The sequence below is a fragment of the Sphingomonas degradans genome, from assembly GCF_053502645.1.
This window is the reverse complement of sequence record NZ_CP177172.1, coordinates 2,006,042-2,027,992: the sequence shown is the minus strand read 5'-3', so window position 1 is coordinate 2,027,992 and position 21,951 is coordinate 2,006,042. Positions and strand designations below refer to the sequence as shown.

Sequence of the window (21,951 nt, the reverse complement as noted above, 5' to 3'; positions counted from 1 at the left end):
CTCCAAAGCTTACTCGCCGCCGCCTAGTGAATGCACGTAGGCGGCCAGCATTTTTACGGTCACGGGGTCGAGGCGGCTGCCCCAGGCGGGCATCACGCCGCCGCGGGCATTGGTGATGGTGGCGGTCAGCGTCGCGCGATCGCCGCCGTACAGCCAAATCGGGTCGGTCAGGTTGGGCGCGCCCACCGTGCGATTGCCCTTGGCATCGGCGCCGTGGCAGGCCGCGCAGTTGTTGGCGAACAACGCGGCACCGCGCTGGGCCGAGACGCTGCCCTGCTCCTGCTTCGAGACATAGCGGACATAGGACACCACATCCTGGATCTGCGGCGCGGTCAGGATCTGGTCGCGGCCGAAGGCGGGCATCTGCGATACGCGGGTCAGGTCGTCGCCGGGCTGGCGGATGCCGTGTTCCAGCGTGGTGTGGATCGACTTCAGGTCGCCGCCCCACAGCCAGTCGTCGTCGTTGAGGTTGGGATAGCCCTTGCTCCCCGCCGCACCCGAACCGTGGCACTGGACGCAGTTCACCTTGAACGCCGCCTTGCCGCCTTCCACTGCCGCGCGCATCAGCGGCGACTTGGGATCGAGGGTTTCGATCGGCGTTTCGGACAGCGTCTTGCGCATCGCGGCGCGGCTGGCATCGACGGCGGCGAGGTCCTTCTTCAGCTCACCCCGGCTGGTCCACCCCAAAGTGCCCGCGCTCGCGCTGTGGCGAAACGGGATCGCCGGATAGACGACGGCATAGCCGATTGCGAAGATGATGCAGGCATAGAAGCTCCACAGCCACCAGCGCGGCAGCGGCGTGTTCAGTTCCTGGATGCCGTCCCATTCATGGGCGTTGAGCTCGGTGCCGGTGGCGGCGTCGATCTTTTTCTCATGGTCGCTCATTGCGCGGGTTCCTCGTCACGCAAGATGATGGTGCTGGCCTCTTCCATGTGCTTGCGTGCCGAAGGGCGCACTGCCCGCCAGACGGCGAGGAGGAAGAAGCCGAACATAAAGGCCAGGCCCCAGCTGTCGGCGAAGTGACGGAGCATGTCGTAGCGGCTCATTTCAGCTGCTCCTTGGCTTCGGCCTTGTTCACGTCGACCAGCGTGCCGAGCATCTGGAGATAGGCGACCAGCGCATCCATCTCGGTCACCTTCGACGGATCGCCGTCGAAGTCGCGCACCTGCGCCTTGGGATAGCGCTTCTGCAGGTCGGCGCCGTCGGCATTGGCGGTTGCCTGGAGCGTCAGGTCGGCGGTCGCCTTCTTGATGTCGTCGTCGGTGTAGGGAACGCCGACGCGGCGCAGCGCGACCAGATCGTCACCGATCGTCTTGCCCTCCAGCTCGCGACTGGAAAGGAAGGCATAGGTCGGCATGATCGATTCCGGCACCACCGAACGCGGGTCCTTCAGGTGCTGGACGTGCCATTCATCCGAATAGCGGCCGCCGACGCGCGCCAGGTCGGGTCCGGTGCGCTTCGATCCCCATTGGAACGGATGGTCGTACATGCTCTCCGCCGCCAGGCTGTAATGGCCATAGCGCTCGGTCTCGTCGCGGAACGGGCGGATCATCTGCGAGTGGCAGTTGTAGCAGCCCTCGCGGATATAGATGTTCCGGCCCGCCTGTTCGAGCGGGGTGTAGGGGCGCATCCCCTCTACTTTCTCGATCGTCGAGTCGATCCAGAAGAGGGGTGCGATCTCGACGATGCCGCCGATCGCCACCGTAATGAGGCCCAGGACGAGCAGCAACGTGACGTTGCGCTCGATGCGGCCATGGTCGAAGATTTTGCTAGCCATTTGCTCTGGTCCTTATTCGGCGGGCAGCAGGGCGGGATCGGTGCCGGCCACGCCCTTGGGCAGCGGCTTGTCGGCGGCCGGATCATAGGCGGCGTCGTGGAGCGGCTTTTCGTCGCGCAGCTTGCCGGCGATCGTCATCCAGACGTTCCAGACCATGAACAGCGACCCCAGCAGGTACAGTCCGCCGCCGAATGCGCGGATCAGGTAATAGGGCTTCATCGCACCCACGACCTCGGCGAAGCTGTAGACCAGGTAGCCGTCCTGCCCGTATTCGCGCCACATCAGCCCCTGCATGATGCCCGCAACCCACATCGACGAGGCGTAGATCACGATGCCCGCCGTCGCGCACCAGAAGTGCCAGTTGATCATGCGCAGCGAATAGAGCCGCTCACGCTTCCACAGGCGCGGGGTCATGAAATACACGGCGGCAAAGCTGATCATGCCGACCCAGCCGAGCGCGCCCGAATGCACGTGCCCGATCGTCCAGTCGGTATAGTGGCTGAGCGAGTTCACGCTCTTGATCGACATCATCGGCCCTTCGAAGGTGCTCATGCCGTAGAAGGCGAGGGCGAGCACCTGCATGCGGATGATCGGGTCGGTGCGGATCTTGTCCCATGCCCCCTGCAGGGTCATCAGGCCGTTGATCATGCCGCCCCAGCTCGGCATCCACAGCATGATCGAGAAGACCATGCCCAGCGTCTGCGCCCAGTCGGGCAGCGCGGTGTAGTGAAGATGGTGCGGACCGGCCCAGATATAGAGGAAGATCAGCGACCAGAAGTGCACGATCGACAGCCGATAGCTGTACACCGGGCGCTCTGCCTGCTTCGGCACGAAATAGTACATCATGCCGAGGAAGCCGGCGGTCAGGAAGAAGCCGACCGCGTTATGCCCGTACCACCACTGGGTCAGTGCGTCCTGCACGCCCGCAAAGGCGGAATAGCTCTTGGCGCCCAGCAGGTGCACCGGCATCGACAGGTTGTTGACCAGGTGCAGCATCGCCACGGTGACGATGAACGCCAGGTAGAACCAGTTGGCGACGTAGATATGCGGCTCGTGCCGCTTCAGGATCGTGCCGACGAACACTGCCAGATAGGCGACCCAGACGATGGTCAGCCAGATGTCGACATACCATTCGGGCTCGGCATATTCCTTGCCCTCGGTGATGCCCAGAACATAGCCGGTCGCGGCCAGAACGATGAACAGCTGGTAGCCCCAGAACACGAACTTCGCGACGCCGGGCAGGGCCAGGCGGGCGCGGCAGGTGCGCTGGACGACATAGAAGCTGGTCGCGATCAGGGCGTTGCCGCCGAACGCGAAGATCACCGCCGAGGTGTGCAGCGGGCGCAGCCGCCCGAAGCTGGTATATTCGAGCCCCAGGTTCAGCGCCGGAAAGGCGAGCTGGAGCGCGATATAGAGCCCCGCCAGGAACCCGACCACGCCCCAGAACACCGTGGCGATGGTGCCCCATCGGATGACGTCGTCATCATATTCACCCGGTTTCAGAACGGGTGCAGGCTTTCCCGCGCCCTTCATCGCTGCGAATGCGGCCAACAGCGCAGCAGCGGCGCAAATCGCCATGTGCACGCCGAAGGCCGGGTCCGCGGTCGTCGCGACCGCGAGCAGTGCAAGCACCGCCAATATAAACCAGGCAAATGACCTGGTGACGACATCGTCCATAGTTCAGCCCCTTGATACGCCCGATCGGCGTCGCTCTTCGGAAACTGCGGCGCAGCGCGTCTTGACCAGGATCAAAACCACCCACCGCTTTCCCCGGCGCTGCTGTAGGAAGCGGGCAGGGGGGCAATAAATACGTAGAGGTACGATCAAGGTGCTGCCCGGAGGAACGGAGGGCGGCTGGACGTGGCGCGGATCGTGCACAGCGCACGCACTGGCTATCCACAGCCGGCCCACAGCGTTATCCACAGGCCGGGTGCCGGTGGGGTCAGCCGATACGCGGCAGAGACACGATGAAGGCGGCGCCGCCCGCTGCCTGGTTCTCCGCATGGATCCGGCCGCGATGCGCCTCCACGATCGAGCGACAGATGCGCAGGCCCATGCCCATCCCGGCGGTGCGGGTTGTGAAGAAGCTCTCGAACAGGCGCGGCATGTTTTCGGGCGCGATGCCGGGGCCGCTGTCCTCGACCCGGAGTACCGCGTCCTCTCCGGCCTGCCGGGTGGAGACGGTGACGTGGCGCACCGGGCTGTCCTCCATCGCCTGGGCGGCGTTCAGCACAAGGTTGACGACCAGTTGCTGGATCTGGGTGCGGTCGGCATGGACCGTCGGCGCTGCGTCGGACAACAGGAGTTCGACGCGCACCTCCCGCGCGCGCAGTTCGGGGCGCAGGAGCAGCAGGGCGTCTTCGATTGCTGCGTTGAGCGGCAGGGGTGCGTGCACGATCTCGCGCCGCTGCGCCAGCGCGCGGACGCGGTCGATGATGTCGGCGGCGCGGCGGGCATCGCTGACGATCCGGGCGGCCAGAGCGCGCACTTCCTCGATATCGGGCGTGGCGTGCGAGAGCCAGCGCAGACTCGCCTCGCCGCCGCTGGCGATCGCCGCCAGCGGCTGGTTCACTTCATGCGCGATCGATGCCGTTAGTTCGCCGAGCATCGCCACGCGCGCCGCATGGGTGAAGTCGTCGCGCATCCGCTCCAGCAGGGCTGGTGCCGCGCTCGGGATGGATTCAGGGACTGCGCACCCCGCTTCCAGCATGGCGATGGCTTTGCCGCCGGCGTCGCGGTGTATGCGCTGGCGCACCGCCACGGTAATGGCGAGCCCATCGGCTGCCGTCCGGCGCAGTTCGCCCTCCCAACAGTCGTCGTGAAACAGCCGATCACGCGCCTGCGTCTGGAGCAGGGCGTCCGCGCTCTGCCCGATCGCTTCGCCGGCGGACCAGCCATATAGCAGCTGTGCTGCCGGGTTCCACGCGACGATCCGGCCGTCAGGGTCGCACGCGATTACGCTGTCATGGACCAGTCCAAAGATATCGCCCAGTGACCCGTTATCCATCGCGCCATCGTACAGGCCATTTCATTTGCGACAAAGCCGGAACGGACCTTGTGGGATGTACGTAACACCAGCGTATAGTGGTTCCAGGCACCCTGCCGTGCGACCCGTATTACCAGGCCATCGAAGCCAATTCTGGAGATACCCGCCCCGTGTCGAACGCCGAAAAGTCGATGGTCGCAATTGTCGAGGATGACGAATCGGTGCGGCTTTCGGTGAGCGCGCTGGTGCGTTCCTATGGGTTCAAGGCGGCGTGCTTTGCCTCCGCCGAGGACTATCTGGCGAGCCCGAGCGTTGCGGAGACCGGGTGCCTGGTCACCGACATCGAAATGCCGGGCATGGGCGGGTTTGCACTGGTCGAGGCGCTGGGCGCGCGCGGCGTGCTTCCCCCGGTCGTGATGGTCAGCGCGACCACCGACCCAGCGCTGGCAGGGCGTGCGCGCGACTGCGGCGCGCGGGGCTTTTTGCGAAAGCCGTTTCCGGCGGCAGCGCTGATAGCGCATCTTGAGGCGGCAATCGGGACGGCCGCAGCGGAATGACCGTCCGCCATTTCGACGCCTGCATCATCGGTGCGGGACAGGCGGGGCCGGCGCTTGCGGGGCGGCTGAGCGCGGCGGGGATGACAGTTGCGCTGGTCGAGCGGCACCTGCTGGGCGGCACCTGCGTCAACACCGGGTGCAAGCCCACCAAGACGCTGATCGCGAGCGCCGAGGCTGCGCATGTCGCGCGCCGGGCCGGTGATTTCGGCGTGATGGTGCCGGGGCCGATCAGTGTCGATTTCGCGCGCGTCCGTGCCCGTGCCGATGCCATCGCGGCGGAGTCTCGCCAGTCGCTGGAACACTGGATCGCAGGCATGCCGCGCTGCACGCTGCTGCGCGGTCATGCGACCCTCGAGGCGGGCCGGGTGATCCGGGTGGGGGCAGAGGCCCTCACTGCCGAGCGCATCTTCCTGAATGTGGGCGGGCGCGCATTCGTGCCCGATATGCCGGGCGTCCACGACGTGCCCTATCTGACCAACAGCTCGATCCTGCGGCTCGACGCGCTGCCGCGCCATCTGGTGATCGTCGGCGGGAGCTATATCGGGCTGGAATATGCCCAGATGTTCCGCCGGTTCGGCGCCGAGGTCACCGTGGTCGAGAAGGGACCGCGCCTGATCGGGCGGGAGGATGCGGAAGTGTCTGCCGCGATTCAGGCGCGGCTGGAGAGCGAAGGGATTGCGATCCGCACCAGCGCCGAATGCATTCGCTTCCGCGCCGCGGGCGAGGATGTCGTGGTGGGCGTGGATTGCGAGAGCGGCGAACCGGAAGTGGTTGGCAGCCATGTGCTGCTGGCGGTGGGGCGCGTACCGAATACCGACGATCTGGGGCTGGCGGCGGCGGGCGTCGCCACGGATGCGCGCGGCTATATCCAGGTGGATGAGAAGCTCCAGACCAGCGTGCCGGGCATCTGGGCGCTGGGCGACTGCAACGGGCGCGGCGCCTTCACGCACACAGCCTATAACGACTATGAGATTGTTGCAGACAATCTGCTCGACGGGGCCGATCGCAAGGTGAGCGATCGTATCCCCGCCTATGCGCTGTTCGTCGATCCCCCGCTGGGCCGGGTCGGCATGGGCGAGGAGGAAGCGCGGGCGAAGGGACACCGGATATTGGTGGGCCGCCGCCCGATGACGCGCGTGGGACGCGCAGTGGAAAAGGACGAGACGTTCGGTTTCATGAAGATCGTGGTCGATGCGGACAGCCGCGCGATCCTGGGCGCCACGATCCTCGGCACCGGCGGGGACGAGGCGATCCATTGCGTGCTCGACATGATGGCCGCCGGCGCGCCGGTGGAAACGCTGCAGCGCGCGGTGCATATCCATCCGACGATTTCCGAACTGATCCCGACGATCGCCGGCGAACTTAAGCCGGCCTGAGGAGCCCCAGCATGGCGGACGACCTTCCCCCCGAAGACAGCAAGCTCACCCGGTCCAAGCGCGCCTGGGCCGAACAGGGCAAGTTCCTGACCGGACGCATTGCCCGCCCGGAGGCGGAGCGGCTGCCGCCCGGCCAGCATCTCGTCCGCGACTGGCCGGTGCTCGATCTGGGGCGCCAGCCCGACGTGGCGACCGATCGCTGGCAGCTGCGGATCGACGGCATGGTGGAGCGTCCGCTGACGCTCGACTGGGCCGGGTTCCAGGCGCTGGCGCAGGTCGAGCGGGTGACCGACATCCACTGCGTCACGACCTGGTCGCGCTACGACAATCGCTGGAAGGGGGTGGCCGTGCGCGACCTGCTGGATTTGGTCCACCCGCGCGAGGAAGCCGAGGCCGTGATGCTGCACAGCTATGACGGCTATACCACCAACCTGCTGCTGTCCGATTTCGCGGCGGAGGACTCGCTGCTCGTCCACAGCTGGGAGGGAAAGCCGCTCACCCGCTCGCATGGCGGGCCGGTGCGGGCGATGGTGCCGCATCTGTATTTCTGGAAGAGCGCCAAGTGGATCGCGCGCATCGAAGTGATTGGCCGCGACCGGCCCGGCTTCTGGGAAGTCAACGGCTATCACCTGCGCGGCGACCCCTGGGCCGAGCAACGCTATTCGGCAGACTGAAACCCGGCGGGAGGACGCTAGGCGGGGATTTCGTTCGCGGGCGTGATGTCCAGCATTTCGGCCATGCGGACCAGTTCCGCCAGCGAACGGGCGCGCATCTTGCGCATCGCCGATCCGCGATGGATCTTCACCGTGATTTCGCTCAGCCCCAGCGTATAGGCCACCTGCTTGTTCAGCTGGCCCGCCGTGACCAGCGCCATCACCTGCCGCTCGCGCTGCGTCAGGCTGGCCAGCGCGCCACGCAGGTCGGCGATCCGGGTGTCCGATTCCCGCCGTTCCCGGTCGCGCTCGATCCCGGCGGCGACGGCATCGAGCATGTCCTGATCGCGAAACGGCTTGGGCAGGAAATCCACGGCGCCGGCCTTCATCGCGCGCACGCTCATCGGGATGTCGCCATGGCCGGTCATCAGCACCACGGGGATCGTGATGCCGCCTTCGGCAAGCTGCTGCTGGAAATCCAGCCCGCTGATCCCGGGCAAGCGCACGTCCAGGACCAGGCATGCGGGCGCATCGCACGGCGGCGTTTCGAGAAAGGCGCGCGCCGTGCTGTACATGCGCGTCGTCCACCCGACCGAGCGAAACAGGCTGTCGAGCGTAAGGCGAAGCGATTCATCGTCCTCGACGATATGGACCAGGCCCGACACTTCCACACGCACCTCCCGAAACCGGGGTTGTACCGCGAGCGCACCGTCAATTCGAGCGCCCCGTCTAATACAATCGTATGACGCGCTCACGCCATTTCTGTCGGGGCATCATACCTTAGTGCGAACGCGCGGCAGGGGGGCGGGCGCTAGGCTGCGGGTCACTTCAAACCAGAGCACCGGAGCACCCATGCCGATCACTGCCACGCCGACTCCCGGCAAGACCCTGTTGACGCCGAGCGACCACACGCTGGTGCTGATCGACCATCAATCGCAGATGGCGTTTGCCACCAAGTCGATCGATGCGGTCCTGCTGCGCAACAATGCGGCGCTGATCGCGAACGGCGCCGTCAGCTTCGGCGTCAGCACGATCGTGACGACCGTGGCGGAGAAGAGCTTTTCCGGGCCGGTGTTCGACGAGATCCTGGAGGCGTTTCCGGATACCACGCTGATCGACCGGACCACGATGAACTGCTGGGAGGACGCAAACCTGATCGCGGCAGTCAACGCCAGCGGCAAGGACCGCATCGTACTGGCCGGGCTGTGGACGTCGGTGTGCATCGTCGGCCCGGCGCTGTCCGCGCTCGACCAGGGTTTTGAGGTCTATGTCATCGCCGATGCCTGTGGCGACGTGTCGGACGAGGCGCATGACCGCGCGATGGACCGGATGGTCCAGGCGGGCGCGCGCCCGATGACGTCGGTCCAGTATCTGCTGGAGCTTCAGCGCGATTGGGCACGCGCCGAAACCTATGGGACGACCACTGCCGTCGCGCGCAAATATGCCGGCGCCTATGGTCTGGGCATCGCCTATGCCCGCGCGATGTTCAACGCCCAGGAAGGCGGCCACGCGGAGTAATCCCCGCCCGCGCCCCTTCTGCCGAGGGGGCGCTGGCTTTCCGGCGTTGCGTGCGAACCCGAAAGACTGTCCTGATGAAGCCCTATATCCTGTCGATCTGTGTCGGTGTCCTTGTGGGGGTCATCTATGCGCTGGTGAACGTGAAGTCGCCGGCGCCGCCGGTGATCGCGCTGCTCGGCCTGTTGGGCATATTGATCGGCGAACAGGCGGTGCCCATCGCCCGCCGGCTGATCGCGCGCGAGCCGGTGATGGCCTATGTCCGCACCGATTGCGCCGGGCAGGTGCTGGGGCCGCAGGCCGTGCGCCCCGCCAAGCCCGAGCAAGAGAGTTGAGCATGACGCGCCGCGGCGCGCTCGCCTCGGCGGGGGCGGCGATCGTCGCGCGCACGTCTTCGTCTTTCGCAACTGGAATTGCCATGACCGACCTGATCCTCGTCAATGCCAAGGTCACCACGCTGGACCGCGCCAACCCCGTCGCGCAGGCGGTGGCGATCCGCGACGGCCACATCCTGGCAGTGGGCAGCGAGGCCGAGGCGCGCGCCGCCGCCACGCCCGACGCCCGCGTGATCGACGCCAAGGGGCGCCGGCTGATCCCCGGCCTGATCGACAGCCATATCCACGTCATTCGCGGCGGGCTGAACTACAATATGGAGCTGCGCTGGGACGGCGTGCCCAGCCTGTTCGACGCGATGGCAATGCTGAAGGCGCAGGTCGCCCGCACGCCCAGCCCACAATGGGTCCGCGTCGTCGGCGGCTTTACCGAGAACCAGTTCGCCGAAAAGCGCCTCCCGACGATCGACGAACTCAACGCCGTCGCGCCCGATACGCCCGTGTTCATCCTGCACCTGTACGACCGCGCGCTGCTGAACGCCGCCGCGCTGCGGCAGGTCGGCTATACCAGGGATACGCCGAACCCGCCCGGGGGCGAGATCGTGCGCGATGCCGCCGGCAACCCGACCGGGCTGTTGCTGGCCCAGCCCAATGCGACGATCCTGTACGCGACGCTGGCCAAGGGGCCGAAGCTGCCGCACGACTATCAGAAGAACTCCACCCGCCATTTCATGCGCGAGCTGAACGGGCTGGGCGTGACGAGCGTGATCGACGCCGGTGGCGGGTTCCAGAACTACCCGGATGATTATGCGATCATCGAGGAACTCCACCGCGAGGGGCTGATGACGCTCCGCATCGCGTACAACCTGTTCACGCAGAAGCCGAAGGAAGAGCTGAAGGACTTCGCCAGCTGGTCCACCCAGGTGAAGCCGGGGCAGGGCGACGATCTGTACCGCCACAACGGCGCGGGCGAGATGCTGGTCTATTCGGCGGCGGATTTCGAGGACTTCCGGGTCGAGCGGCCCGAAATGCCGGCGAACATGGAGACCGACCTCGAGCCGGTCGTGCGGCTGCTCGCCGAGCGGCGCTGGCCGTGGCGGCTGCACGCGACCTATGACCAGACGATCACCCGCGCGCTGGACGTGTTCGAGAAGGTCAACCGCGACGTGCCACTGGCCGGGCTCAACTGGTTCTTCGACCATTGCGAGACGATCAGCGATCGGAACATCGATCGCATCGCCGCGCTGGGCGGCGGCATCGCCGTGCAGCACCGCATGGCCTATCAGGGCGAGTATTTCATCGAGCGCTATGGCGCGCGCGCTGCCGAGGCGACGCCGCCGATCGCGAAGATGATGCGCGCCGGGGTGCCGGTGGGTGCGGGTACGGACGCCACGCGCGTCGCGAGCTACAACCCCTGGGTCTCTCTGTCGTGGCTGGTGACCGGCAAGACCGTGGGCGGCACGACACTGTACCCCGTATCCAACCGGCTCGACCGCGAAGCCGCGCTGCGGCTGTGGACCGAAGCGAACACCTGGTTCTCGAACGAAATCGGCAAGAAGGGGCAGATCAAGGCGGGCCAGCTCGCCGACATGATCCTGTTGTCCGACGATTATTTCAGCGTCGCGGAAAGCGAGATTCCGCACATCCGATCGGTGCTAACTATCCTGGGCGGCGACGTGGTGAGCGCGTCGGGCGACTTCGGCGGGCTTGCGCCGCCGCTTCCCGCCGTGCTGCCCGACTGGTCGCCGGTCGCGACCTTTGGCGGCTACCATGTGGCCGAGCGCCAGGCGCTGGCAAGCGCGTGCGGATGCGCCAGCGGATGCGGCGTGCATGGCCATGACCATGCCCGCGCGCTGGCCGCCGCAACGCCGACGCGCGATCAGGCGGGGTTCTGGGGTGCGTTCGGTTGCAGTTGCTGGGCGGTATGACGATGGCGACGCCTTCGCCCATCGCCGCGCTGCTGCGCGCCCAATGTTCCGGCGTTTTCGCGCGCGCGCTTCTGACGCTCCCGTTCTGGACCAGCGGGGTTTCCAAGCTGTTCGACATGCCCGGCGCGCTGGCCGAGGCCGGGCATTTCGGGCTGCAACCCGCCGCGCTGACGGTGGCCGCGACGATCGTGGTCCAGATCGGGGGATCGGCACTGCTTATCGCGGGTCGCTGGGCGTGGCTCGGTGCCGGCGCGCTGGGCGTATTCACGGCTATCGCCACGCTGATCGCGCACCCGTTTTGGAGCATCGCCGATCCGGTGCTGCGGTTTCACGAGCGCAACACCTTTGGCGAACATATCGGTTTGATCGGCGGTCTGATGCTCGGCGCGATCCTGGCGACTCGCGATGGCCGGTGAGATCGCCGCGCCACCGCCGCCGCCCGCGCTGGTCCCGCCATTGCTGCTCCTGTCGGTGGTGACCGGGCTGATCGACGCGATCAGCGTGCTGGGATTGGGGCGAGTGTTCACGGCGAACATGACGGGCAATGTCGTGTTCCTGGGATTCGCTGCGGTCGGCACGCCAGGCTTTCGTTTCGCGCCGCTACTGGTCGCGCTGGTCATGTTTCTCGTCGGCGCGCTGATCGCGGGGTGCAGTACAAAGGCGTGGCAGCACCTCCCGCTTCGCCAGTGGCTGCCTCGGCAGATGGCGGTCGAGGGCGTTCTGCTGCTCGTCTCGGCAGTGCTGGCGCTCGGCTACAGCCCTGCGACGTCGCAGCCGGAGACGCTGCTCTATGCGATCATTGCGCTCACTGCCATCGCGATGGGCTATCGCAACGCCACGATCCGCCATCTGAAAGTGGCCGACATGACCACGACGGTCCTCACGCTCACGCTTACCGGACTGGCCGCCGACTCTACGCTGGCGGGCGGCGACAACCCGAACTGGCAGCGGCGCGTGGGGAGCGTGGTCTCCATCTGCCTCGGCGCCGGGGCGGGTGCATGGATGACGATACGGTGGGGGCTGGCGCCGCCATTGTTCCTCGCGACGGCGCTGATCTTCCTTGCGGCGATGTGGGTTCGCGTGCGGCGATGAAGCGCTGGCTCGCGGCGGCGGCACTCTGCGCGCCGCCCGCGCATGCCCAGGATCTGCCGAATGTCGTCAACTGGCGCTATGACGAGGATTGGTCCGCGCTGCGCGATCGGCCCGCGCAAGCCTCCGATCCGTGGTGGCTTGCGGCCAAATATGTGCCGCTGGACAAGGATGGCGACGTCTATCTGACCACCGGGGTCGAGCTTCGGGCGCGGCGCGAGGGTTATACCGACAACGAATGGGGGGCAGCCGATGCACCGGACAACGCCTATGTCTGGCTGCGGGCGATGCCCTATGCCGACCTGCATGTCGGCGCGGTGCGCGCCTTCGTCCAGCCGATCGCCGCCTATGCGTTCGACGTGCGCCCCGCCAAGGGCCCCGTGGACCAGACGGGCGCCGACTGGCTCCAGGCGTTCGCGGATGTGCGGCTCGCGTTCGGCGGGGCGGCAGTAACGCTGCGCGGCGGGCGCGCGATGGTGGCGCTGGGGTCCGAGCGGCTCGTCGGCACGCGCTATGGCCCCAATGTGCCGCAGGCGTTCGACGGCCTCCGCGCGACCGGCACGCTGGGCGGCGCGCGGGTCGACATCCTCCGCCTGCGCCCGGTGCAGAATGGCCTCGGCGATTTCGACGACCGTACCGCGCGCACCCGGCGCTTGTCGGGCGTCTATGGCACCGCCCCGTTGCCGCTCGGGAGCGCCGACCTCTATTATCTCGACTACGCCAACCGCGCCGCGCGGTTCGATCAGGGTGCCGGGCGCGAGCATCGCCAGACCTTCGGCCTGCGCTGGTTCGGCACGCGGGGGCCGTGGAGCTGGAACTGGGAAGCGATGATCCAGCGCGGCCGCTTCGCCGGCGCGCCCATCCACGCCTGGTCGGTCGCGAGCGAGACGGCGTATCGTTTTTCGACGCTTCCGCTGCAGCCGACGCTGCGGATACGGGCTGACATCATCAGCGGGGATCGCAACCCGGCGGACGCCCGGCTCGAGACTTTCAACCCGCTGTTCCCCAAGGGGCGCTACTTCGGCGAGCTGTCTCCCATCGGCCCGTACAACCTCATCAATGTGCATCCCAACCTCCAGTTCGAGCTTGGGCGCGGGGTCGCGCTGGGGCTGGCGGGGATGCGGTACTGGCGCCAGAGCAGGGGCGACGGCGTGTACGGCATTCCGGGCAATCTGCTGCGATCCGGGCGCGGATCACGCGCACGCGATGTGGGCGATCAGGTCGAGCTGCTGCTCGAATGGCAGGCCGACTCCGCCCTGGCGTTCAGTGCCTCCGCATCGGTGTTCCGCGCCGGGCGCTTCCTGCGCGATACCGGCCCTGCGCGGCCCATCCATATGGCCGCATTCGAAACCTCATATCGCTTTTGACAAGGAGTATCCCATGCTGGTTCGCTCGCTTTCCCTGTTGCTGCTGACGACTGCCACGCCCGCCGTCGCGCAGACGGTTCCCAACACGCTCCAGCTGGGCGACACCCGCGTGACCGCGCTCGACGACGGCGTGTTCGCGCTGCCCAGCGAGCAGTTGCTGGTCGAGCCGCGCAAGGGCGAGGTGGCGGAACTGCTCCAGAAGGTGGGCAAGCCGCCGCTGGTTCCCACGTCGGTCAACGCCTTCCTGATCGAGCGGGCAGGGCACCGCGTGCTGATCGACACCGGCAGCGGGCTTACGCTGGGGCCGACGCTGGGCAAGGTGGGTGCCGCGCTGGAAGCCGCGAAGATCGCGCCCGACACGATCGAGGCAGTGCTCATCACGCACCTGCATGTCGATCACGCCGGGGGCCTGTTGCGCGCGGACGGCAGCGCGGCCTTCCCCAAGGCAACGGTCTGGATCGAGGCAGGGGAGCTTGCATTCTGGACCGATCCCGCGAACCGCGCGAAGGTCGATGCCTCGGTCGCGGGCACGTTCGACGCGATCGGCAAATTGCTGGCGCCCTACACCGCCGCCGGGCGGGTGAAGACGTTTCGCGCCGGCAGCGAAGTGGTCCCCGGCGTCCGTTCGGTCGCGCTGCCGGGCCATACGCCGGGGCATGAGGGGTATCGGATCAGCGGTGGCGGCCAGAGCCTGCTTGCCTGGGGCGATGTGATGCATGTGGCCGATGTGCAGTTCCCCGATCCGGCGATCACGATCCGGTTCGACAGCGATCAGGCGCAGGCGCGGGCGGCGCGCATCGCGCTGTTACAGGCGGTAGCGAGCAAGGGAGAGTGGATCGCCGCCGCCCATATCGCCTATCCCGGCATCGGCCAGATTCATGCGATGGATGGCGCCTATCACTGGGTGCCGATCAAATAAGATAGGTTTCGGTTTTAAATCCGTAACTTGCCGGATGGCGGGAGAGGGTGGACCTTTTCCGCCAAACGCTTATATACCGATCGTTATGAAAGATGGCCCGATCTGCGCCCCCAAAGGGCGGCCCCGCGAGTTCTGCGTCGATCAGGCGCTGACGGCGGCGCTTCGCGTATTCTGGAGCAAGGGATATGAGGGCGCATCGCTGAGCGACCTCACCGACGCGATGGGGATTACCCGCCCCAGCCTGTATGCCGCCTTTGGCAACAAGGAAGCGTTGTTCCGCAAGGCGCTGGACCTCTATGAGCGCGAGAAGCTCGATTATATCGGCAAGGCGCTGGAGGCACCCACGGCGCGCGGCGTGGCGGAGCGGCTGTTGCGGGGCGCGCTCGAGATTCAGCTGAACACGTGCGATCCCAAGGGCTGCATGGGCGTCATCAATTCGATGGCCTGCGGGGACGAGGCCGAGTCGATCCGCGCCGAAGTGCTTGCGCGCGGGGCGGTGGCGAAAAAAGCACTCGTCGACCGATTCGAGCGCGCGCGGGTGGAAGGCGATTTGCCGGCAGATACCGATGCGACTGCGATCACCAGCTATCTGCTGGCGATCATGCAGGGGCTGGCGGTCCAGGCTGGCGCGGGCGCGACGTGCCAGGATCTCCAGGGCCTTATCACCATCAGCCTGTCGATGTGGCCGGGGCGCTAGACAAAAAATACCGTCCGGTATAAAAAGCTGTTGACGCACCGCAGCGCGACTTATATACCGATCAGTATAGAAACTGATCGGTGCCCTTCCGGGGTTCGATCGAACGGGGAAGGTAGCTGCGATGCGCCGACTTTCAGAATTCGAGTGTAGCGACGGGCATTAGCCCCGGGCGTTACGTTCCTGCACCGATGGTATCTGATCCATGCGCGGCCCGTGCGGGCGCGTAGAGGGCTCGCCATACCTAGGTCTGGGAAAACCATCCCGGCGCACGATTGGGGCTGCGCCGGCGTGGGAGCATATCACAAACGGACGAACTGCCGGATGCTGGCGGCGATGGCTGCCGCAGCGTGGGCGCGCGTGCGCCTTGCCGGCCAGGACACAGGGAGAATGGCCATGGCTTATCTGAATTTCGCATCGCTGCAGGGTTCGCCGGTGGCAACGCCCGCCGACATCCTGACGCCGACCCGCGTGTCGGGCTTTTCGGCTCTGGAATGGCAGGTCGTGGCGATTGCGCAGCGCGATCGGCTTTCGTCGCTGGAGGCGCCCGGGCGCATGGCCGTGGCACTTGGGGTTATCTTCGGCGGGGAGCGGGCGAACCCGCGCCTGGCCGACCCCCGGCTGGAAGCCTTGCGCCGCATTGCCGTGCTTGCCTGGCACAAGGGGTACAGCCTGCCGCCCTCGGAGATCGAGGCGTTCCACGACGCCGGCTTCACCGCCGAACAATTTGAAACGCTGCTCGCCAGCATCAGCCGCGGTCGCGCGGCACTCAATCAGGGGAAACGACGTGAACATGATCGGACGCATTGATCCTGCCGATCCCAAGGCTGCCGAGCCGGGTGCAGCGCGCGCGAAGCGCATGCCCCTGTGGCAGCGGGGCTCTCTGGTGGCCCTCCCGCTGGTGCTGATCGCCGGGGGGATCGCCATTGCCAACCATGACGCCCCGGCGATCGCCGCGCCGGCACCGCCCACGGTGACGGTGGCGACGCCGCTGGTGCGCGATGTCAGCGAATATGACGACTATGTCGGGCGGTTCGAGCCGAGCCGCTCGGTCGAGGTGCGTCCGCGCGTGTCGGGTGCGATCGTGGGCGTGCACTTCACCGATGGCGCGGTGGTGCAGAAGGGCCAGTTGCTCTTCACCATCGACCCACGCCCCTTCGCCGCTGCACTGGCCGAGGCCCGCGCGGGGTTGGCGAGTGCCCAGAGCGAACTGGCGCTTGCCCGCTCCGATCTTGGCCGCGCCCAGCGGCTGGTGGACGTGGAGGCGGTGTCCAAGAGCGATGTCGAGCGGCTCCAGGCGCGGGTCCGTGCCGGCAATGCATCGGTCGCGGCGGCACAGGCGCGCGTCAGCGCACGCCAGCTCGACGTTGAATTCACGCAGGTGCGCGCGCCGATCGCGGGCCGGATTTCGGATCGCAAGGTCGATGCCGGCAACCTCGTCGCCGCAGGCGAGGGGCAGGGCGGCTCGCTGCTCACCACGATCAACGCGCTCGATCCCATCTATTTCAGCTTTGATGGCTCGGAAGCGCTGTTCCTGAAGACCAAGCGCGCCAAGGCCGCCGGGGCGACCGAATCGCCGGTCGAGATCCGGTTGCAGGACGAGGCCGACTATCGCTGGAAGGGGCAGCTGGACTTCACCGACAACGGGCTCGATCCCAAATCGGGGACGATCCGGGGCCGCGCCGTGCTGCACAATCCGGAGATGTTCCTGACGCCGGGCATGTTCGGCAACATGCGGCTTTCCGCCGGCGGCACCGAACGCGCGATGCTGGTCCCCGACTCGGCGATCCAGACCGACCAGGCGCGCAAGATCGTGCTGGTGATGGGCAAGGACGACACCGTCCAGCCGCGCCCGATCGAAGTCGGGCCGGTCGTCGACGGTCTGCGCATCGTCCGCTCCGGGCTGGCCGCGCAGGACCGCGTGATCCTGGCCGGCGCCCAGATGGTGCCCCCCGGCACCAAGGTGCAGGCAAAGGCGGGGCGGATCGCCCCGACCGCTGCCGCGCCCGCCACGCCGATTGCAGCTCCGGTCACGGGCGGGGCGACCTTCGCCCGCTGACCGATCCTGCCGCCGGGTGGTCCCCAAACAGGCCCGGCGGCAGGAAGCCTTTCGCAGTTTCTAGAAATCCTCCAACGAGGAGACGGCCATGCGCCTCTCGCGTTTCTTCATCACGCGCCCGATTTTCGCGGCGGTGATCTCCGTCATCATTACCATCCTGGGCGCGATTGCCTATTTCGCGCTGCCGATCTCGCAATATCCCGACATCGTCCCGCCGACGGTGACGGTGACCGCCGGCTATCCCGGCGCGTCCGCCGAGACCGTAGCGGAAACCGTCGCCGCGCCGATCGAGCAGGAAATCAATGGCGTCGACGACATGCTCTATCAGTCGTCGCAGTCGACCGGTGACGGCAACGTGACCATCACGGTAACGTTCAAGCCGGGCACCAATCTGGATGCGGCGCAGGTGCTGGTCCAGAACCGGGTCGCCGTCGCGGTGCCGCGCCTGCCCGAGGAGGTCCAGCGGCTGGGCGTCGTGACGCGCAAGACCACGCCGGACTTCCTGATGGTGGTCAACCTGATCTCGCCCGACAAGTCGATCGACCGCAGCTATATCTCGAACTACGCGCTGACGCAGGTGAAGGACCGCCTCGCCCGCGTCGAGGGCGTGGGCGACGTGCGCATGTTTGGTGCGCGCGACTATGCGATGCGCGTGTGGATCGATCCGGGCCGCGCGGCGGCGCTGGACCTGACCGCGGGCGATATCGTCCAGGCACTGCGCGCGCAGAATATCCAGGTTGCGGCGGGCTCGCTCGGCCAGCCGGGCTCCAGCCCGACCGGCAGCGCGTTCCAGCTCAACGTCCAGACCCAGGGTCGCCTGAAGGACCCGAGCGAGTTCGGCGACGTCGTGATCCGCACCGACTCCAGCGGGCACCAGGTGCGCGTGAGCGATGTCGCGCGCGTCGAACTCGGCGCGGCGGACTATTCCTCGAACACCTATCTCTCGAACGAGCCGACGGTGATCCTGGGGCTGTTCCAGCGCCCCGGCACCAATGCGCTGGCCGCCGCGCAGGCGGTCGAGCACGAGCTGCAATCGATGTCCAAGGACTTCCCCAAGGGCCTGGAATATCGCGTCATCTACAACCCCACCGAGTTCATCTCGCAGTCGATCGACGCCGTCTATCACACGCTGGGCGAGGCGATCATCCTGGTCGTGCTGGTGGTGATCGTGTTCCTCCAGAAATGGCGCGCGGCGATCATTCCGGTGGTGGCGATCCCCGTGTCGCTGATCGGCACGATGGCGGTGCTGCTGGCACTGGGCTATTCGCTCAACAACTTGTCGCTGTTCGGGCTGGTGCTCGCGATCGGCATCGTCGTCGATGACGCGATCGTCGTGGTCGAGAATGTCGAGCGCAACCTGTCGCGCGGCATGACCGCGCTGGAGGCGGCGCGCACGTCGATGGACGAAGTGTCGGGTGCGCTGGTCGCGATCGTGCTGGTGCTGCTCGCGGTGTTCCTGCCGACGCTGTTCCTCAACGGCCTGTCGGGCGCTTTCTACAAGCAGTTCGCGGTGACGATCTCTGCGGCGACGGCGATTTCGCTGCTCGTCTCGCTCACGCTGTCGCCTGCGCTCGCGGCGGTGCTGCTGCGCGGCCATGACGGCCCGCCCAAGGGCCGGATCGGCCGGGGCATGCAGCGCGGGGCCGACCTGTTCAACCGGGGCTTCGAGCGGATGAGCACGGGCTATTCGCGGCTGACGCGCGTGCTGGTTGTGCGGCCCAAGCGGATGATGCTTGCCTATGTCGGGCTGATCGCGGCGACGGTGGGCATGTTCTGGGCGACGCCGGTGGGCTTCATTCCGGCGCAGGACCAGGGCTATTTCCTCACCGTCATCCAGCTGCCGCCGGGCTCGTCGCTCGAACGCACCGATGAAGTGATGCGCAAGGTCGTGGCGCGCATCCTGCCGATCCCCGGCGTCAAGGGATCGGTGATGCTGGCCGGCTTCGACGGCCCGTCCCAGACGCTCGCGCCCAACAGTGCGGCGGCCTATGTCCCGCTGATGTCGTTCGAGGAACGCGCAAAGCTGGGGGTCAGCTATGCCGGTATCATGGACGAGGCGCGCAAGCGCACCGCCGACATCAACGAGGCGATGCTGCTCGTGGTGCCGCCTCCGGTCATCCAGGGAATCGGTTCGGCAGGCGGCTATCGCATGATGATCCAGGATCGGGGCGAGCATGGCTATGCCGCATTGGGCAACACCGCGTTCGGGCTGATCGGCAAGGCCAACCAGACGCCGGGGCTGCAACAGATCTACACCTTCTTCAACACGGCCACGCCGCGCATCTTCGCCGATATCGATCGGCGCAAGGCCAACATGCTGGGCGTGCCGCCGGAGCGGGTGTTCGAAGCGCTGAACGTCTATCTCGGCTCGACCTTCGTCAACGACTTCAACATGCTGGGGCGTACCTATCGCGTGACGGCGCAGGCCGACGCACCGTTCCGCGCGACCGAATCCGATATCGCCAACCTCAAAACCCGCTCCAATTCGGGCGCGATGGTGCCGATCGGATCGGTATCGACCTTCGAGAGCAAGACCGGGCCGTATCGCGTGACGCGCTACAACCTGTTCCCCGCCGTCGAAGTCGATGGCGATACGGCCCCCGGCTACAGCTCGGGCCGGTCGCTGATGACGATGGAGAAGCTCGCGAGCGAATTGCCCGAGGGGTACAAGGCCGAGTGGACCGGCATCGCGTTCCAGCAAAAGGCGGCGGGCAATACCGCCGGGCTGGTGTTCGCGCTGGCGGTGGTCTTCGTCTTCCTGGTGCTGGCGGCGCAGTATGAAAGCGTGGTGCTGCCGCTGGCGATCATCCTGATCGTGCCGATGTGCCTGCTGGCGGCGATGCTGGGCGTCAACCTGCGGGGGATGGACAACAATGTCCTTACCCAGATCGGGCTGGTGGTGCTGATCGCGCTGGCCGCCAAGAACGCGATCCTCGTGGTCGAGTTTGCCAAGCAGGCGGAGGACCAGGACGGGCTTTCGCCGGTCGAGGCGGCGGTGCGCGCGGCGGGGGATCGCCTGCGTCCGATCCTGATGACGTCATTCGCGTTCATCCTGGGCACGGTGCCGCTGCTGATCGCCACCGGGGCGGGCGCGGAGCTTCGCCAGGCGCTGGGTACCGCGGTGTTCTTCGGGATGCTCGGCGTCACCGGCTTCGGCCTGCTCTTCACGCCGACCTTCTACGTCGTGTGCCGGGCGCTGGGCGAACGTTTCGCCCGTAAGCGTCCCGCTGCCCATCACGACGCCCAGCTGCAACCCGCCGAATAAGGACGATGTCCATGCGCAGTCTTTTCATCACTGCCTCCGCGCTGGCGCTCGCCGCCTGCGCGGCCGGGCCGGACTATGTCGCGCCGGTCCATCCGCAGACCGCCGCCGGCGCCTTCGTCGCCGCCAATGCCGCAGTCACGCCCGCGCCCGTGCAGGGCGATTGGTGGCGGCTCTACAGCGATCCGGTGCTCGACCGGCTCGTCACCGACGCGCTGGCCGCCAACACCGATGTGCGGGCCGCCGTTGCCCGGATCGAGCGGGCACGCGCCGGGCTGCGCGGCGCGCGTGCCGACCGCCTGCCCCAGGCGGAGGCGAGCAGCAGCGCCAATTACGGGCGCCTGCCCGCCGGACAGCGTCCGGTCGGGGTGGCGCGCGAGGACTGGCAGGTCGATGCCGGGCTGAACGTCAGCTACGAAGTCGACCTGTTCGGCCGCGTCTCGCGCAATGTCGAGGCGGCGCGTGGCGACCTGAACGCGGCGCAGGCCGATGCCGATGCGGTGCGGGTGATCGTCGCCGCCGACACGGCGCGCGCCTATGCCGATGCGACCTCGTCCGGTGAACGGCTGGCGGTAGCGCGGCGGATCGTTGCATTGCTCGACCAGTCGATCGCGCTGACCGAGCGCCGGCGCGGCGTCGGGCTGGCGACGCGGCTCGATACGGCCCGGATCGGCGCGCTGCGCAACCAGCGCCAGGCCGAAGTGCCCGCGCTGGAGGCGGCACGCGATGCAGCGCTGTTCCGGCTCGCCACGCTGACCGGGCGCACCCCCGCCGAACTCCCGGCGGAGGTTGGCGCGCGCGACACGACGCTGCGGCTCGACCAGCCGATCCCGGTCGGTGACGGCGCCGCGTTACTGGCCCGACGCCCCGATATCCGCGCGGCGGAACGGCGGCTTGCGGCGTCCACGGCGCGGATCGGCGTGGCGACCGCAGACCTGTATCCGCGCATCAGCCTGGGCGGGTCGGGCGGATCGACCGGCGCCGGCTTTGGCGACATCTTCGGCGCGGGGCCGCTGCGCTGGCTCGTCGGCGGGCTGCTCAGCTGGACCGTGAACCCCGAACCGGCCCGCGCGCGCATCGCAGCGGCAGAGGCCGATAGCAAGGAAGCGCTCGCCACATTCGACGGCACGGTGTTCCGCGCGATCGAAGAGACCGAGACGGCGCTGTCCGCTTATGGTCATGCGCTGGAGCGCCGCACCGCGCTTCAGGCCGCGCACAACGAAGCGCGCGCGGCAGTGGACATCGCGCGCGCCCGCCAGCGGGAAGGCGATATCGATTCGCTGGCGCTACTCGATGCCGAGCGCACCTTTGCAGATGCGGAAGCCGCGCTCGCGGCAGTCGACGCGCAGATCGCGGGGGCGCAGGTCGATCTCTTCCGCGCGCTGGGCGGCGGCTGGCAGACTGCGGCGTCGGAAGGCGGGGCACGCGCGGGCTGAT

21 protein-coding genes are annotated in these 21,951 nt (G+C 67.2%); 15 read left to right on the top strand and 6 right to left on the bottom strand.

Annotated features, from left to right (window positions below; translation table 11 throughout):
• Positions 1-9: 9 nt before the first annotated feature.
• The 5 genes from ccoP to ACG3SL_RS08980 all read right to left on the bottom strand — a co-directional run bounded on the left by ccoP (position 10) and on the right by ACG3SL_RS08980 (position 4,784).
• The gene (ccoP, locus tag ACG3SL_RS09000; protein ID WP_448664791.1) at positions 10-885 is read right to left on the bottom strand and encodes a cytochrome-c oxidase, cbb3-type subunit III; all 876 of its coding nucleotides are present in this window, start codon (positions 883-885) and stop codon (positions 10-12) included.
• Positions 882-1,046 (bottom strand): cbb3-type cytochrome c oxidase subunit 3, encoded by a 165-nt coding sequence (locus ACG3SL_RS08995; RefSeq protein ID WP_448664789.1) that lies wholly within the window; start codon positions 1,044-1,046, stop codon positions 882-884. The genes ccoP and ACG3SL_RS08995 overlap by 4 nt, the downstream gene beginning before the upstream one ends.
• Positions 1,043-1,777 carry a cytochrome-c oxidase, cbb3-type subunit II gene (ccoO, locus tag ACG3SL_RS08990; RefSeq protein WP_448664788.1) on the bottom strand — a complete coding sequence of 245 codons (735 nt, stop codon included), beginning with the start codon at positions 1,775-1,777 and terminating at the stop codon, positions 1,043-1,045. Before ccoO ends, ACG3SL_RS08995 begins: the two co-directional genes overlap by 4 nt.
• A 12-nt stretch (positions 1,778-1,789) precedes the next feature.
• Complete coding sequence (gene ccoN / locus ACG3SL_RS08985) at positions 1,790-3,454, bottom strand: cytochrome-c oxidase, cbb3-type subunit I (protein ID WP_448664787.1); 1,665 nt, start codon at positions 3,452-3,454, stop codon at positions 1,790-1,792.
• A gap of 265 nt (positions 3,455-3,719) precedes the next feature.
• Positions 3,720-4,784: a sensor histidine kinase gene (locus ACG3SL_RS08980; RefSeq protein ID WP_448664786.1), complete on the bottom strand. Its 1,065-nt coding sequence runs from the start codon at positions 4,782-4,784 to the stop codon at positions 3,720-3,722.
• Between the two features lie 77 nt (positions 4,785-4,861).
• On the opposite strand from ACG3SL_RS08980, the gene ACG3SL_RS08975 reads away from it, so the two are divergent.
• From ACG3SL_RS08975 to ACG3SL_RS08965, 3 genes are read left to right on the top strand one after another with little or no spacing between them, the layout of a single operon-like run.
• Positions 4,862-5,320 (top strand): response regulator transcription factor, encoded by a 459-nt coding sequence (locus ACG3SL_RS08975; RefSeq protein ID WP_448664785.1) that lies wholly within the window; start codon positions 4,862-4,864, stop codon positions 5,318-5,320.
• Positions 5,317-6,696 carry an FAD-containing oxidoreductase gene (locus tag ACG3SL_RS08970; protein ID WP_448664784.1) on the top strand — a complete coding sequence of 460 codons (1,380 nt, stop codon included), beginning with the start codon at positions 5,317-5,319 and terminating at the stop codon, positions 6,694-6,696. The genes ACG3SL_RS08975 and ACG3SL_RS08970 overlap by 4 nt, the downstream gene beginning before the upstream one ends.
• 11 nt (positions 6,697-6,707) lie before the next feature.
• Complete coding sequence (locus ACG3SL_RS08965) at positions 6,708-7,370, top strand: sulfite oxidase-like oxidoreductase (RefSeq protein WP_448664783.1); 663 nt, start codon at positions 6,708-6,710, stop codon at positions 7,368-7,370.
• Positions 7,371-7,387: 17 nt separating this feature from the next.
• Here the strand turns inward: ACG3SL_RS08965 and ACG3SL_RS08960 are convergent, their stop codons facing one another.
• Positions 7,388-8,020: a response regulator transcription factor gene (locus ACG3SL_RS08960; protein WP_448664782.1), complete on the bottom strand. Its 633-nt coding sequence runs from the start codon at positions 8,018-8,020 to the stop codon at positions 7,388-7,390.
• Between the two features lie 181 nt (positions 8,021-8,201).
• Between ACG3SL_RS08960 and ACG3SL_RS08955 the strand changes: the two genes are divergently transcribed.
• The 12 genes from ACG3SL_RS08955 to ACG3SL_RS08900 all read left to right on the top strand — a co-directional run bounded on the left by ACG3SL_RS08955 (position 8,202) and on the right by ACG3SL_RS08900 (position 21,950).
• Complete coding sequence (locus tag ACG3SL_RS08955; protein WP_448664781.1) at positions 8,202-8,867, top strand: hydrolase; 666 nt, start codon at positions 8,202-8,204, stop codon at positions 8,865-8,867.
• Positions 8,868-8,941: 74 nt separating this feature from the next.
• Positions 8,942-9,199, top strand: coding sequence for a DUF1427 family protein (locus tag ACG3SL_RS08950; protein ID WP_448664780.1), 258 nt, complete (start codon positions 8,942-8,944; stop codon positions 9,197-9,199).
• Positions 9,200-9,201: 2 nt separating this feature from the next.
• Positions 9,202-11,124, top strand: coding sequence for an amidohydrolase (locus ACG3SL_RS08945; RefSeq protein WP_448664779.1), 1,923 nt, complete (start codon positions 9,202-9,204; stop codon positions 11,122-11,124).
• A gap of 2 nt (positions 11,125-11,126) precedes the next feature.
• The gene (locus tag ACG3SL_RS08940; protein ID WP_448664778.1) at positions 11,127-11,540 is read left to right on the top strand and encodes a DoxX family protein; all 414 of its coding nucleotides are present in this window, start codon (positions 11,127-11,129) and stop codon (positions 11,538-11,540) included.
• Positions 11,530-12,216 (top strand): YoaK family protein, encoded by a 687-nt coding sequence (locus ACG3SL_RS08935; protein WP_448664777.1) that lies wholly within the window; start codon positions 11,530-11,532, stop codon positions 12,214-12,216. The genes ACG3SL_RS08940 and ACG3SL_RS08935 overlap by 11 nt, the downstream gene beginning before the upstream one ends.
• The gene (locus tag ACG3SL_RS08930; RefSeq protein ID WP_448664776.1) at positions 12,213-13,580 is read left to right on the top strand and encodes an alginate export family protein; all 1,368 of its coding nucleotides are present in this window, start codon (positions 12,213-12,215) and stop codon (positions 13,578-13,580) included. The genes ACG3SL_RS08935 and ACG3SL_RS08930 overlap by 4 nt, the downstream gene beginning before the upstream one ends.
• 13 nt (positions 13,581-13,593) lie before the next feature.
• Positions 13,594-14,499, top strand: coding sequence for an MBL fold metallo-hydrolase (locus ACG3SL_RS08925; protein ID WP_448664775.1), 906 nt, complete (start codon positions 13,594-13,596; stop codon positions 14,497-14,499).
• Between the two features lie 85 nt (positions 14,500-14,584).
• Entirely contained in the window at positions 14,585-15,196 is a 612-nt protein-coding gene (locus ACG3SL_RS08920; protein WP_448664774.1) for a TetR/AcrR family transcriptional regulator, read from the top strand.
• 321 nt (positions 15,197-15,517) lie between these two features.
• The gene (locus ACG3SL_RS08915) at positions 15,518-16,003 is read left to right on the top strand and encodes a hypothetical protein (RefSeq protein ID WP_448664773.1); all 486 of its coding nucleotides are present in this window, start codon (positions 15,518-15,520) and stop codon (positions 16,001-16,003) included.
• Positions 15,981-17,252 carry an efflux RND transporter periplasmic adaptor subunit gene (locus ACG3SL_RS08910; protein ID WP_448664772.1) on the top strand — a complete coding sequence of 424 codons (1,272 nt, stop codon included), beginning with the start codon at positions 15,981-15,983 and terminating at the stop codon, positions 17,250-17,252. Before ACG3SL_RS08915 ends, ACG3SL_RS08910 begins: the two co-directional genes overlap by 23 nt.
• An 88-nt stretch (positions 17,253-17,340) precedes the next feature.
• Positions 17,341-20,517 carry an efflux RND transporter permease subunit gene (locus ACG3SL_RS08905; protein WP_448664771.1) on the top strand — a complete coding sequence of 1,059 codons (3,177 nt, stop codon included), beginning with the start codon at positions 17,341-17,343 and terminating at the stop codon, positions 20,515-20,517.
• 5 nt (positions 20,518-20,522) lie between these two features.
• Positions 20,523-21,950, top strand: coding sequence for an efflux transporter outer membrane subunit (locus tag ACG3SL_RS08900; protein WP_448664770.1), 1,428 nt, complete (start codon positions 20,523-20,525; stop codon positions 21,948-21,950).
• Position 21,951 lies beyond the last annotated feature (1 nt).